The sequence below is a fragment of the Bradyrhizobium sp. SOJA106 genome (genome assembly GCF_059448745.1).
Genome location: NZ_CM182549.1, coordinates 6979814 through 6992993, shown reverse-complemented (window position 1 = coordinate 6992993; position 13180 = coordinate 6979814). Strand labels below are relative to the sequence as shown.

The 13180-nt window shown below is 60.7% G+C and carries 11 protein-coding genes and 2 pseudogenes; 5 read left to right on the top strand and 8 right to left on the bottom strand.

Features of this window, described 5'->3' with window-relative positions; all coding sequences use genetic code 11:
* Positions 1 to 197 precede the first annotated feature (197 nt).
* Together AC5V87_RS33030 and AC5V87_RS33025 are read left to right on the top strand one after the other, a co-directional pair.
* Positions 198 to 2468, top strand: coding sequence for a DUF3141 domain-containing protein (locus AC5V87_RS33030; RefSeq protein WP_495368989.1), 2271 nt, complete (start codon positions 198 to 200; stop codon positions 2466 to 2468).
* 46 nt (positions 2469 to 2514) lie between these two features.
* A complete protein-coding gene (locus AC5V87_RS33025) occupies positions 2515 to 2943 on the top strand; it encodes a hypothetical protein (protein ID WP_495368988.1) in 429 nt (142 codons plus the stop codon).
* Positions 2944 to 3688: 745 nt separating this feature from the next.
* Here the strand turns inward: AC5V87_RS33025 and AC5V87_RS33020 are convergent.
* From AC5V87_RS33020 to AC5V87_RS32985, 8 genes and pseudogenes are all read right to left on the bottom strand, one after another.
* On the bottom strand, positions 3689 to 6223 hold the full coding sequence (locus tag AC5V87_RS33020) for a PAS domain-containing sensor histidine kinase (protein ID WP_495371990.1): 2535 nt from the start codon (positions 6221 to 6223) through the stop codon (positions 3689 to 3691).
* A gap of 35 nt (positions 6224 to 6258) precedes the next feature.
* Positions 6259 to 6390 (bottom strand): annotated as a pseudogene (locus AC5V87_RS33015) (transcription termination factor Rho); the annotation flags it as partial.
* A 130-nt stretch (positions 6391 to 6520) separates the two neighbouring features.
* A pseudogene (locus AC5V87_RS33010) lies at positions 6521 to 6955 on the bottom strand (DUF4118 domain-containing protein); the annotation flags it as partial.
* A gap of 910 nt (positions 6956 to 7865) precedes the next feature.
* Positions 7866 to 9497: an NAD-dependent malic enzyme gene (locus tag AC5V87_RS33005; protein ID WP_495368987.1), complete on the bottom strand. Its 1632-nt coding sequence runs from the start codon at positions 9495 to 9497 to the stop codon at positions 7866 to 7868.
* 9 nt (positions 9498 to 9506) lie between these two features.
* Positions 9507 to 10877, bottom strand: coding sequence for a threonine/serine exporter family protein (locus AC5V87_RS33000; protein ID WP_495368986.1), 1371 nt, complete (start codon positions 10875 to 10877; stop codon positions 9507 to 9509).
* Positions 10874 to 11197 (bottom strand): hypothetical protein, encoded by a 324-nt coding sequence (locus AC5V87_RS32995; protein WP_495368985.1) that lies wholly within the window; start codon positions 11195 to 11197, stop codon positions 10874 to 10876. Before AC5V87_RS32995 ends, AC5V87_RS33000 begins: the two co-directional genes overlap by 4 nt.
* Before the next feature lie 67 nt (positions 11198 to 11264).
* On the bottom strand, positions 11265 to 11420 hold the full coding sequence (locus AC5V87_RS32990; RefSeq protein WP_495368984.1) for a hypothetical protein: 156 nt from the start codon (positions 11418 to 11420) through the stop codon (positions 11265 to 11267).
* Entirely contained in the window at positions 11417 to 11617 is a 201-nt protein-coding gene (locus AC5V87_RS32985; RefSeq protein WP_495368983.1) for a hypothetical protein, read from the bottom strand. Before AC5V87_RS32985 ends, AC5V87_RS32990 begins: the two co-directional genes overlap by 4 nt.
* Positions 11618 to 11765: 148 nt before the next feature.
* On the opposite strand from AC5V87_RS32985, the gene AC5V87_RS32980 reads away from it, so the two are divergent.
* The 3 genes from AC5V87_RS32980 (at position 11766) to AC5V87_RS32970 (ending at position 13169) form a co-directional block, all read left to right on the top strand.
* Positions 11766 to 12020 carry a hypothetical protein gene (locus AC5V87_RS32980; protein ID WP_495368982.1) on the top strand — a complete coding sequence of 85 codons (255 nt, stop codon included), beginning with the start codon at positions 11766 to 11768 and terminating at the stop codon, positions 12018 to 12020.
* Positions 12021 to 12328: 308 nt separating this feature from the next.
* A complete protein-coding gene (locus tag AC5V87_RS32975; RefSeq protein WP_495368981.1) occupies positions 12329 to 12514 on the top strand; it encodes a hypothetical protein in 186 nt (61 codons plus the stop codon).
* Positions 12515 to 12518: 4 nt separating this feature from the next.
* Positions 12519 to 13169 carry a TetR/AcrR family transcriptional regulator gene (locus AC5V87_RS32970; RefSeq protein WP_495368980.1) on the top strand — a complete coding sequence of 217 codons (651 nt, stop codon included), beginning with the start codon at positions 12519 to 12521 and terminating at the stop codon, positions 13167 to 13169.
* The last annotated feature ends 11 nt before the right edge of the window (positions 13170 to 13180 follow it).

The window sequence follows — 13180 nt, the reverse complement described above, 5'->3', positions numbered from 1 at the left end:
TTGATCCCGATCAAAGCGCCACGAATCGGCACATACCGAACTCTGTTCGCCGATGAAAAAGCCTGTCGGCTCTCGAATTTCGCGAACAACCTAAATCTCGCAAGATGCGGATTGATCTCGATCAACGGATCGCCAACGTAGCGGAGATAAACATCTAAGAGCCGCGCCGGGGAGTGGACCACACCGAGAGTTAAGCCATGACAGATGCGAGCTCACTTCAAGCGCTGAGGCCGCCCCGCGTCCTGGAGGGCGTCTTAAGCCAGATAGGACAAGCGGCGCCAACCGCTCTTCGCGAAATCGGTGCGCATGCGCGTGCTTGGGAAAAGTCGATTCCATCCAATGCCGTTGCCGACTATGCGCGCGACTTTTGGCAGCGATCCATTCTCTTCCTGGACATCCTGCGGGAGCGTGGCAACCAGCACGAGGACATGGTGACCCATGGCGCCACGTCTGTCCTGATTTACGACAGCGAGCTGGTGATGCGGGGCGACGAGCTTCCCCATCCGGTCAACTACTCCCTGCTCCGCATCATTCCACCGGCGGGCGTCGAGATCGATGACCGCAAACGTCCGGTCTATGTCGTCGACCCGCGCGCTGGACAGGGTCCCGGCATCGGGGGGTTCAAGCAGCTGAGCGAGATCGGGGATGCATTCAAGGCCGGACATCCGGTCTACTTCGCAGGCTTCTCCGCCGCGCCCGTCGAGGGCCAGCGGATCGAAGACGTGGCTCGCGCCCATACCATCTTCCTGAAAAAGGTGGCAGACCTGCATCCCCATGCGCTCGGCAAGCCGTTTGTGTTCGGCAATTGTCAAGCGGGCTGGCATGCGATGCTGGCCGCCTGCATGCGCCCCGATCTGGTCGGTCCGATCGTCGTGGCGGGTACGCCGCTGTCCTATTGGGGCGGCGTGCATGGCAAGAATGCCATGCGCTATCTCGGCGGCTGGTATGGCGGAAGCTGGCTCGATCGCATGATGAGCGACATGGGAAACGGCATCTTCGACGCCGCATGGCTGGTCGCCAATTTCGACAATCTCAATCCGGCGAATACGTTCTGGACCAAACAATACAACGTTTGGGCCAATCCCGAGCAGGAGAGAACCCGCTATCTGGAGTTCGAGAAGTGGTGGGGTGATTTCGTCGTCTTGCGCGGAGAAGAGATGCAATGGATGGTCGACAATTTGTTCATCGGCAACAAGCTCTCCACGGGGCAGATCGTGACCAGCGAGGGAATCCGCCTCGACCTGCGGGAGATCAAGGCGCCGATCGTTTGCTTCTGTTCGCACGGTGATAACATTACGCCGCCCCAGCAGGCGCTCGACTGGATTCTGGACAACTATCGAAGTGTCGACGAGATCCGGGAATGCGGACAGCGGATCTTCTATACGATCGATGCCAGCGCCGGCCATTTGGCGATCTTCGTGGGCACCAAGATCGCGGCAAAGGATCATGCTCAATTCATCAACAACATGGAGCTGATCGATGCGATGCCGCCGGGGCTTTACGAGATCGTGATCACGGAGAAGCCCGCAGGCGACGGAGAAGCTGCCGATTACGATCTGGCTATCGAAGAGCGCGGGCTCGACGATATCCGCGCCTTGGGCTGCAATACGATGGAGGACGAGCGCGAGTTCGCCGCGGCTGCGCGTGTCTCCGAGCTGAACAACGCTCTCTATCAGACCTTCGTGCAACCGTGGGTCAAGATGGTGAGTGGTCCGCAAGTGGCGCGCGCCGTGATTGAGCTGAACCCGTTGCGGGTCGGCTATTCTTTCTTCTCGGACAAGAACCTCACGATGCGGCTCGTTGCGCCGATGGCCGAACAAGTCAAGGTGGAGCGCAGCCCCGCCTCGGCAGACAATCCGTTGTTTGCCGTTCAGCGGCAGTTTTCGTCGGCAATGGTCCAGGCGCTGAACTTGCTACGTGACGTGCGTGATGAGCATGTCGAGCGCAGCTTCCATGCCATCTATGGCTCGCCTCTAGTTCAGGCAACGTGCGGAATCTCGCAAAATGACGGACCACCGCGTCCTCGGCCAGGGCTATCGCCTTCCGTGCTGATGGCTGCCGAACTGGAGCGGTCGCGGCTGAGGGGAAAGATCGGCGAGGGGACCGCGATGGATGCAGCCGCTCGTGTGCTGGTCTACGTCGGAAAGGGTCAGCGCCGTATCGAAAAGGGTACATTCGATGCCCTTCGCAAGCTGCTGCTGGCGTATCCGCACGTCTCGGAAACGGAGTTCAAGGCCGCCGTGCGCGAGCAGTGGGCGATCCTGGCGGTGGATGAGTCGGCCGCGATGGCGGCTTTGCCGCAACTGCTGCCGCCGGAGCCCGAGCCGCGCCGGGAGTTCTCGGCCCTGATCCAGAAGGCATTGCCGGTGATGGGTGAACTCAATGTGGAGGGTCAACGGCGCCTCCGCAAAGTCCTGCAGCTGCTGGGCGCGGAAGACGAGGTCGGACGGGAGGTAGCCGCGGAATGAGCGGCTCGATCGATCGCACTGGAGTCGGCGCGGCGGAAACGACGCCATGACTGCGGCCTACATCTCAGCGCTTTCGGCGCTTTTCGGCTCACTGATCGGCGCGTTTGCCTCGGTGGCAACGACTTGGCTGACGCAGCATCACCAGGATGAGACCAGGCGACTGGCCCAGCAGAATGCCCGTCGCGAGCGCGTCTTCGTCGAATTCATCGACCTGTCCTCCAAGGCCTTCGTCGACGCATTGCAGCAGACTTCCATCGGCGACGCCAAGCACGTCATGCCTCTTTACGCGACCATGGGAAAGCTGCGGCTGTTTGCGTCCATTCGGACGATAGAAGCCGCCGAGCGGCTGATGGAGCGGATCATCGCGACCTACTACTCGCCCGGACTTGATACCCAGACGAAGCCCGAACTCGACCGGAAATCCGACGTGCTCCGCGAATTTGCGGAATGCTGTCGAGCCGAGCTGCGGCCTTGAGCAGCCGGGGACCAAATCGAGGGGTCGCGCACCCGCAGCAGACCTCTAAGGCGTTGTTGCGCCTGCACCAAGGATGCGATCGGCTAGGCACGCTCCCGGGAGAGTGCCCTTCGGCCTGTGCTGAGCTCTTCGCGCTTCGGGGCCCCTATTGATTTCAATCAAAAATGGCTGCGGAAGGGGAGCTTCCGAGCACGTTCGACGGATAGAGTGTGACTGTCGCGCCTGGCGGATGTCGATGCCTAATCGAGCCAGAAAGCGGAAAGATAGCGGCGCGCGCCCCCTGTGATCCAACACGGCGAGAGGCTCGTAATCTGTCCTTTCGGAATCTGTTATGAGAAAGTTCGTCAAGTTATCCAGGAGGAACCATTCGCCCTCGAGGTAGACCGCGGTGATCATATGATCTGCAGTCGCCATGTCTCATCGTGACTACTTCTAGCGGGGTCGCCCAATTCGCGGACGCCAACAAGTGCCGCTCGACGCCGGGGGACAAATGGAGCCGCGGCATCGACTCGACACGGGCCGGGCGCGCCGTAAAGGACTACCTCGCCGTCACCTGCTTGAGGCGGGATATCGGATCCCGACGATACTCGTCACCGGATATCCGGATGATAGCATCCGGAACCGCGCCCTGAAGGATGGGGTCCTGTGCTATCTCAGCAAACCGGTGGATCAAACCGGTGGATGAGGAGGACCTCGAGCGTTGCATTCGTCCCGCGCTGCAATCGGGGACGCCGGTGAGGCGGACTCATGAACCTTGCCAGCCTGCCGGCAGCGTGAATTTGAAGATTGTGCCAGTGGGTCGATTGGGTTCTGCCCACAGGCGGCCGCCGTGCTCACCGACGATTGACCGGCAAATCGAAAGACCCATTCCCATCCCGCTGTTCTTGGTAGTGTAAAACGGAGCGAAGACTCTCTCTATGTGCTCGGCGTCAATTCCTGGTCTCGAGTCGTGCACCGCGACCGTGATATCGTTGTGGTTTGCCGTGGTGCTAATCGATAATTCTCGCGCTCCTCCTTCCAGCAACTCCATCGCTTCCACTGCATTCAGGATTAGATTAAGAACCACCTGTTGAACTTGAACACGGTCGCCCCGCACAGATGTCATTTGGCTACTTAGAAAAGTGCGGACGGACACTCTGCTTCTGTCGATTGCGCTTTGAACCATCGCAATAACCTCTGTGATCGACTCGTGAAGGTCGAAAAACTCCATCCGCGGAGGAGTCTTCTTGATGTGATCACGTATGCGACTAACGATCTCCTTGGCTCGATCGGCATCCCTTACGACACAAGCCAGCGCCTCCACGACCTCGGGCAGATTGGGCGGGCTCATTTCAAGGAAGCGCATCCCTGAGCGCGCGTTGTTTCGGGCTGTGGCGATCGGGTGCAGGATTTCGTGCGCCAGCGAGGCGGTCAACCCTCCCATGACGTTCAGACGGTTGAGGTGCGCGAGATCTGCTTCCAGCTGCCGCACGCGCTCGTGTTCCTCTTGCGCCCGTTTGCGCTGCGTCACGTCGATGGTCGTTCCGATCACCTCAACGAACTCTCCAGCCGGAGAATAGGAAGCGTGACACGTTAATCGCAGATGTTTGACGGTTCCCTCAGGTAGTAAAATTCTGTATTCGATTGTATAGTCTTGTTTCTGCGCTATGGCTTCCGCGGCCACTCGCCGTACCCTGTCGCGATCGTCCGGATGGATTTGTTCGAAGCAAGCTTCGCGGCTCGGCAATCCGCGAGACGGATCAAGTCCCCAGATACGGTAAAGTCCTTCTGACCAATACAGATTTTCCTTTAGATTGTGAGCAAAAGCCCCGCTTTGGCTCAGCTCCTGAGCGCCGGACAAGTAGGCTTCGCTGCGCCGGAGTGCTTCTTCTGCTCTCTTTCGCTCGGTAATGTCGCGCGCGACGCCGCGGTAGCCGACAAAAATACCCGTCTTGTCGAATACCGGCAGTCCGGACACTGACACGTACCGTTTGCCGCCCTCTGGCCTAGGCCGGGCGAGCTCGAAATCTCGAAACGGCAGGTGGGCATCGAGGGTCGCACGGTGCTCGCACCAGGCTCCCTCGTCAGGCTCCAGATAAGGCACTTCCCAGCGCGTTTTGCCGATCGGGGCCAGTACCGCAGGCCACTCCGAGCCGGGTGCCGGCGCGCCAGCAACGTCTGCGCCAAACTCCTGGCGAGTGAACCGATGCTGTGCATCGCTCTCCCAGTACACATCGAAGGAGAACCGGACGAGGGTGCGGAAGCGCTCCTCGCTTTCCCGCAGTTCATCCTCGGCGCGCTTGCGGTCGGTGATGTCGGCGGCCGCGCCCATGACTTCGACGACCTCACCGGATTGATTGAGAATGGGACGGCCTACCGCATGAACGTGTTTGGTCCCGCCATCGGGAAGAACGATACGGAAATCAAAATCTGATTCTCCGCCACACGCGACGAGCGATCTATTTTCCAGCCAAAGGGCCCGATCGTCCGGGTGAATCCGCTCGAGCACCGCCTCAAGAGAAGGAACGCCATCCGCCGGATCGAAGCCGAACAGGCGGTATCGCCCTTGCGACCAGTGGGTGATCTTGTTTTCTGCCGGCCTCCAGGCCCAGCTACCCATCTTGCTCAGCGATTCCGCCGCGGCGAGATAGGTTTCGTTCCGCCTCAGCGTCTCCTCCGCCTGCTTGCGCTCGGTGATGTCGCGCGCCAAGCTCAAATACCTTCGTCCGCCTTGCTCAAATTGGCCGGCGCGAATCTCTACCGGGAAAAAGGTGCCATCCTTGCGCTTATGGCGAGTCTCGAAAGTGACCGTTTCGCCGGCCAGCATGCGCTCTCTGAGACGCTCGATGGATGATTGGTCGAGACCGATGTCGAAATCGCTCGGATGTTTCCCAAGCAGTTCCTCCCGGCTATAGCCCAGACTTTCGCACGCATTCCGATTGACATCGAGAACGGTCGCGTGATCATCAAACAGGAAGAAGGCATCAGTTGCATGGTCGACGAAGGTTCGAAAACGTGCCTCGCTCGCGCGCAGCTCCTGCTCCGCCTGTCTGAGCTCGCTGATATCTTGGATAACCCCAAATTGGCGCAGGGGCCGCCCCGAGTCGTCCCAGGCGAGATCGCCCTGGCTGCGAACCACGCACCGCGTGCCGTCAGGACGCAGGACCCTGTATTCCACGTCGTAGCGCGGCCCGTCGCGCACAAGCGCGGCTGCAGCGGCTTCCGCTACTCTCGCCCGGTCATCCGGGTGAACTAAATCCTGCCATCGCCCATGCCAATCCGGCAGATCGACCGGCTGCACTCCCAAAATCCGGCAAGCCTCGTCGGAAAGAAACACTCGCGGCCATGCTCGACCAAGCGCTTGGCCTTCTCGATCACCATCTCGGCGACCTGGACGTGGCGCACCGCCGGCTCGTTGAAGGTCGAGGATACCACCTCGCCCTCGACCGAGCGCTGCATGCCCGTGACTGGTCGTGAAATCGCGCTCCCACCATCCAAAATGCGCTATGTGCTGTGCCTTTTCCAACTTCGATTGATTTTGGCGCAGCTCATTCTCCGAGCGCTTAAGCTTGCTCGTCAGCGCGGTGACGACCAGAGACGTCGTCAAAAACGCCGCGATCCTTTCAATGTCCTCCGGAACATCAATGCGAAACTCGAACAGTGGCGGCGCGAAGAAGAAGTTCAGGCACGCTGCGGCGATGATTGACAGAAATACCGAGGCGCTGTAGCTGCCCAGCGGCGAAAGCAGCGTAAGCAGTATCACGTAAGCAAAGCCGGTTCTCGCAACTCCGAGGCCAAGTTGAAAGCAGCTGAAGGTGACCGCTGCGAGTCCGGCGATACCCAACACGAATTGCGCCGTCACCCTTAATCTGGCTGTTGCCTTTTGCGTAGTGTCCGCGCCAAGCACGACCCGAACAACGCTCACCAAAGCCGGCGGGATGTGGGAAAAGGCTCGACCACGCACCCGTCTCGAGATAGCTGACCCCGATTTCGCAGCATCGGCACTCTTGGCGGAAGATTTCCAAAAGCTCATCCGCATGAGGAGCTTTCTCCCTCCTTCCTCCCGCAAACGAGCGCGTACCTGAGGTCGAGAGAACCGGGCAGGGGCGCACCACGAGATGAACCACCCATTTCGACAAAACCGACATCACGCCGCCAAAGCAGGTGAAGTGTGGCCGTCGCAGGTCAGGTAGTGCAACCTGCATTTTATACCCGCTTGCCGGTTTTGCCAGCGTGGGCTGGAGCCGGATCGGAAAAAATCGAATGGCAGGCGATCCTAAAGGGCCGGGGCGCCTACACTGCGTCGCGGCCTGGCGGCATTATCGAGATTGACTCGTGATGGTGTTGCGGAGATGCACTCGATCTGTACGTTCTGCTTGGTCACGTGTTGATTGCCAAGTGCGGCTATGCAGCGCGATCGTGCAGGAGGCTTTCGAAAGTGCCCTTGGCGCTGCCGATCGAGTCCAGGAAGCGGTGCGAACTCTGCCGCCCTTGAGGGGACTTGCTTCGCTTTATCGGGTACGCGGTTCTCTCTCACGCGCTGAAGGAGTTTGTAATAAGCTGGTCAACATTGCTGAGAGCACCGGAGATCTTTGTTCGATCGTTGACGCGTGGCGCCGCCGCGGCCGGAATGGGGATGCGTGGGGAGTCCGGCTGCTGATGAAGACGAGCGTATCGTGCCGCAAGACCGACGGCGAATATGCGGTCGGTCAGGGCCGAAATCCGAAGGAGGTCCGGGCGATCGTGGAGGAAGCAGCGGAGCAGTCAGGGCTAGTAAATCCTGGTAAACGGCGAGCGGGTCGCCGAACCGAAGAATGCAAGAAAGCGACGTTTTCTGCGCCGCCTTCTTGCGTTTTGGCTGCTTTAGTTTGTGGCATCGAAGATGCCGCTCCGTAACGGTAGCGCCGAAGTCATATGCCTTATCGGTCTGCCGGCCACCGGATTCACTTTGAATAGACGGGATGGTAGGCGCGCGCGCGAATGAGCGCACCCACATTCGCCGGTCGAGGGACGCGGGCGAGGCCCTTATCGAAGATGTGCGTGGCAACGCGCTCCGCCGCGTGGAGAGAAGAATCGAGGATTCGGCACTGTGGCGGATAGATGAGGCCATCTGCAAGGTTCTCCTCGGTGACCTGCTCTGCTACGGCCTTGGCTGCCACAATGAACATCTCATCCGTCACCCGCGTCGCTTCCGTTGCGAGCACCGCCATCCCCATGGCGGGGAAGATGTAGACGTTGTTGCCCTGGCCGGGCACAAATCTGCGTCCGCCGATTTCTACCGGCTGGAACGGGCTCCCGCTGGCGAAGATCGCGCGGCCACCGGACCAGCGGTACGCTTCCTCCGCCGTGCATTCTGAGCGCGAGGTCGGATTGGAATAGGGGAAGACGATCGGCCGCTCGTTGATCTCGGCCATGGCCTCGATGACCTGCTGATTGAACAGCTTCGGAACGGTGCTGACTCCGATGATCCCGGTGGGCTTCAGTGCCCTGACGGCTTCCGCGAAGTTTGTCACCGGCGCATGCTCGACCGCGAAAGGCTTCTGGAATTCCGCAAGTTCGGTTCGTGTTTTGACCAATAAGCCGTTTATATCGAAGAGGGCATTGCGGGATCGCGCCTCGCCTATATCCATCCCCTCGAGCGCCATAGACTGGCTGATCAATTCGGCGATGCCAGTCGCGGCAGAGCCGCCGCCGAGGAAGAGGAAACGCTGATCGGCGAGCTTCGTCTTGGAAATGCGCAGAGCCGCGAAAATACCAGCCAACGCAACGCCGGCGGTGCCCTGGATATCATCGTTGAAGGAGCAGATTTTGTGGCGGTAGCGCGCGAGGATCGGCACCGCATTGAAGTTGGCGAAGTCCTCCCACTGGATGCAGCACTTCGGATAAAGCGCTTGCACGCCCTCGACAAACTCGTCGACAAAGTCGAGATATTCTTCGCCCCGCACGCGCTGCTGCCGCAAACCGAGATACAGCGGGTCATGCAGCAGGTTCTGGTTGTTGGTGCCGACGTCGAGAACTATCGGGAGGCACAGCTGCGGGGGCACGCCGGCGCAGGCCGTGTAGAGCGCGAGCTTCCCAACCGGTATACCCATCCCCCCGGCACCGAGATCGCCTAGGCCGAGGATGCGCTCTCCATCGGTCACGACAATGAACCGCACATCCTTTTCAGGCCAGTTGGACAGAAACTCCTTCAGCCGGCCCCGCGCAGTGATTGGGAGATAGATACCGCGAGGCCCGCGAAAGATATGGCCGAACTTCTGGCAAGCCTCGCCGACCGTCGGCGTATAGACGAGCGGCATGTAGGTAGCAGGATCCGACATGAGGAGGGCATAGTAAAGTGTCTCGTTGCGGGCCTGCAGATCCGAAAGGACAAGGTATTTCTGCAGGTCGTCCTTCAGGTTGGCTATCTCGTCATGACGACGAGCCACCTGAAGCTCGATAGGAAGTACGGCTGGCGGCAGCAGACCTTCGAGGCCATATGCGCGTCGCTCCGTTTCGGAGAATGCGGTTCCCTTGTTTAAGCGAGCGTCGTGAAGTAGCTCGTATCCTTTCACGCGCTGATGGATTGCTGTCATATCGCTCTCCTATAGCTTGATGGTCTCGAATTGTTTGGCGACAGCGGCTGCTTCACCTCGACGTGTCGCAGTGCGTAGTTGATGTTCCTGCCCAGTAGCGGTCTCTCGTCGACTTTTAAGGAGAGTCTCAAGCAGCAGGCGCGGCAGGATCAGGCCGAAGGTCATGGCGAGAATGATGAGGAACGCCGTCGCGCCGTTCGTAACGATGCTCTCGACAAGCTCAAGCGGCGCCTCATTTCCGATGGAAAGGGTTGCAACGAGGGCGCTTGCGGCTCGGAACAGGAAGAGCCCTGGCATCATCGAGACGACGGCGGAAAAGCCGAGCGCTGCAAACGGCAACCGGAGCCGGTCGGCGATCGGTGTGATGATGAGACCGGCCAGCAAGCAGGCGCCCAGCGCCCCAACGGCAACATGCGCGCTGGCAAGCGAGATCAGCGCCCAGCGGGTCGCATGTGCGAGCATACCGACCGCGATGGGCACCGGCAGGAGCCGCCACGGCATGGAGAAGAAGGTGCCGAACGCCGCCACGGCGCACCCGGCAGCGATCACGTCCGCCAGGAAGGGCACCGCTACCGTCGGAGCGGCAGAGGGAAGTGTTGCGCCGCCGGCCGCGAGGCCCAGCAGCAGGCCCGTACAGATCATAAGCACGATCAGACCGGCATAACCGAGCCGTGCAAGGCCCAGTGAGATGCGCGTCCGCACCAGATCAATTGCGCCGTTGAGAATATGCGGTCCTGGTACAAGTATCATGCACGGGCAGATTGCTATCAGGCCTTGCGCATCCGACAGCTGGAACCGGACCGCGGCAGCCCCTCCAAGCCCGGCCACGACTGCCGCGCATAGGGGCTGTATGAAGGGGTTAGGAACTCGGGCGGCCAGGAGGCGCCGGAGCACGGCACCGCACGCTGCATTGAAGGCAATGAGTATCAGGCTCACCGCATCGCGCGCGCCGAATATCACGCCCAGAGAGGCAGCGCCGATCGCGGCAAAGAGGACGAAGCGCAGCATCGAAGCCGACGGCTGCCGCGAGGCGGTTGCCAAGGCGGAGTCTATAGTCTCTAACGGAGTGGTGCCGTCGCACACCTGGTCGATGACCGTCATAATCGACAGGACGCGCCCCATATGAACGTCAAGCGGCCGTGCTGCCACAACGTCGGCAAACGGTGCGCCTTCGAGATGCACCACAATCTCGTCCCAGCACGGCAGCACTCTCGTACGGAGTCCGAGAGTATGGCCGAGTTGCTCCGCAGCGACGACCGTTCGCTCAGTGGTTTGTCCGTGTTCGAGCAGCCGCGCCGCCGCCAGCGCAACCGTCTCGATCGCTTTCGAGCGCCCCAGACGGACCATCTCGCGTGCCACCAGCTCAGTGCGGCCCGTCATCGCGCCGCCCCTTTGGCCTTTGGCGCGTGCGGACCAACAGCTTGCCGTTGTGCCCGGCGTTTGGCCCGGCGATGCGCTATGGCTTGCGGCGCGCTCGGGAGCGCGTCGACAACGACTTCCGCGGCCCAGTGGAAGAACCAGCCGACGAGGGCGCCGATAACGACCTCGCTGCCACGCCAGAATGCGGCAAAAAGGATCGAGCCGGTGGGCTCGGTTGTCAAAAGAATGATCGGGCAGGTCCACATGATGACACGCAAATTCGGGAATTCGCGTGCGATGAGGGCGGCAGTGACACCGGTGTAGTTCGTTTCCTGTTGCAATACTGGCGAGGCTGATTGAACAGGATGCGGTAAGCGCCGTCCCGTTGCGTTCGGTCCCAGTCCTCCTTCACGCCGTACGCGTGAGGCTGTCGATTTCGTCAGGCGCAACGCCCCTGCGCGCGAGCTCTGACTCAATCATGTCGAACACGAATTCGACCGGAGCGAGCCAGACGTTGACCCAATAGATGATGCAGTCACGTGCAATCAGCAGGGCTGGTGTCATGCAGCCGTCCTCCGCTGCAGCCGAACCGTGCCGGTCTCGCGCTCGCTGAGCGAATGGGCCCAGGCCATCATCGCAATCGTGATGCCAAGCAGCAGGCTCAGCGCCACGAGGCACACGGCGACGATGACATTGAGCGATGCGAAGGCGAGCCCGGGTAGCGGATTTTCGCGCAACAAGGCGAACAGCAGACTTGACATTCCGCGCCTTCTTAATAAAATACACCGTATAGTTCATATAAATCTTCGCTGCGATTGGTGTCAAGCCGGGTGGCTCACAAGCGCGTGTGAAGGATCAAGCGGGTGAGGCTCCGTCCAACCAGAACCCCAGGCAAAGAAGGGATCTGACATGACGAGATTGACGAAGGTGTTGCTCGCAGCGGTCGTGATCGCGCTTGGCGGCACATCAGCATCGGCCCAGGAGAACCAGGGCACGGCGGAGCAGAGGGCGGCCTGTACGCCCGACGCCCTTCGTCTGTGCAGCGCCTACATTCCGGACCCGTCGGGTGTCGAAGCCTGCCTGAGGCAGAGGAAATCGAACCTGAGCGAAGCGTGCAAGGCAGTGTTCGAGCAGGCAAGCACGGGACCGGCGCGGAGCCGATAGGGCGCGACATCGCGGCCGGCGACGCTGGTGGGAATCCGCCTTGATGCGTCCGCACCAAACGGAACGATCGATGACCACGATGTATATCCCGGCCCTCGCCGCCTTCGGCGGCTCCGCCTTCGGAGCGATCTCGACAATCATGAGCGCATGGTTCAGCCGACGCCGAAGGCTCCGAGATCGTCATCACGCTCGCTCGTTCGAAAAACGCGAACGGTTGTACAAGAACTTCCCGGCTGTATGCCGACGCGCTCGTCAGCGACAGGGCGGAAATCCCCCAGCTTGTCGGCCTCTATACGCTTGTCGGCCGTATGCGGATCCTGTCCAGTGACGACGTCGTTCACGCCGCCGAGCGGACCAGTCGCCTGATCATCGAAACCTATGTGTCGCCAAACCGGGCGTTCGTCGACCTGCCCAACTTTATCGACGAAATGGATCCTCTGCGCGATTTCGGCGAAGCCTGCCGGAGCGAGTTGCTGAACCTTCCGGCGCGGTGATCACATGAATCGAGAACATGATGATCACCTCGGCAGGCACGATGTCCGGAACAGGATCATCCAGGCCGCGGTCGACCTTTATTGCGAACTCGGTCACAACAAGACCACCGTCGCGGATGTCGCGCGGCGCCTGTCGATGTCTTCGGCCAATATCTATCGCTTCGTTCCGTCAAAGCGAGCGATCGAGGAGGCCGTCGTCGAACGCGTGCTCGATGAAATGGTCGGGGCGGCCGCCAATGCGGCGCGCGGCGATGGACCGGCGCTGCGGCGCCTTGCTGCAGTGCTCGAAGCGATAGCCGACTGCAATGAATCGAGGCCGGCGAAGCATCGAAAGCTTCAGGATCTGGTGGCCCTGGCCGTCCGTCAGAACTGGCCGGTCGTTCTCATCTACAGCGACAGGATCAGGGGATTGGTGCGGCCAATGATCGGTGCCGGGCAAGCACGCGGCGAACTGCGTGACGGCAGTCCGATGGCGCTGACCTGCTGCCTGCTCGAAGCCATGGACGTCCATCTCAATCCCTCGCGAATGGGTGCTGCGACGCTTCGGCCAAGGTTCGAGGAGATGTTGAGATTTTGCGCGGGCGCCCTGAGCCGCATGCCAGCGCGGCAGCCGGTCGAGATGACATCGCAGCTGCATTTGAAGGTCGCCGGCTGACGCTGACGCCT

Excerpts from the sequence above, each read along its gene's own strand:
- AC5V87_RS33000 (WP_495368986.1), bottom strand. The coding sequence starts at position 10,877 with ATGACGGGCCGCACTGAGCTGGTGGCACGCGAGATGGTCCGTCTGGGG.
- AC5V87_RS32990 (WP_495368984.1), bottom strand. The coding sequence starts at position 11,420 with ATGACACCAGCCCTGCTGATTGCACGTGACTGCATCATCTATTGGGTC.
- AC5V87_RS32970 (WP_495368980.1), top strand. The coding sequence starts at position 12,519 with ATGAATCGAGAACATGATGATCACCTCGGCAGGCACGATGTCCGGAAC.
- AC5V87_RS32980 (WP_495368982.1), top strand. The coding sequence starts at position 11,766 with ATGACGAGATTGACGAAGGTGTTGCTCGCAGCGGTCGTGATCGCGCTT.
- AC5V87_RS33030 (WP_495368989.1), top strand. The coding sequence starts at position 198 with ATGACAGATGCGAGCTCACTTCAAGCGCTGAGGCCGCCCCGCGTCCTG.
- AC5V87_RS33025 (WP_495368988.1), top strand. The coding sequence starts at position 2,515 with ATGACTGCGGCCTACATCTCAGCGCTTTCGGCGCTTTTCGGCTCACTG.
- AC5V87_RS32985 (WP_495368983.1), bottom strand. The coding sequence starts at position 11,617 with ATGTCAAGTCTGCTGTTCGCCTTGTTGCGCGAAAATCCGCTACCCGGG.
- AC5V87_RS33005 (WP_495368987.1), bottom strand. The coding sequence starts at position 9,497 with ATGACAGCAATCCATCAGCGCGTGAAAGGATACGAGCTACTTCACGAC.
- AC5V87_RS32975 (WP_495368981.1), top strand. The coding sequence starts at position 12,329 with ATGCGGATCCTGTCCAGTGACGACGTCGTTCACGCCGCCGAGCGGACC.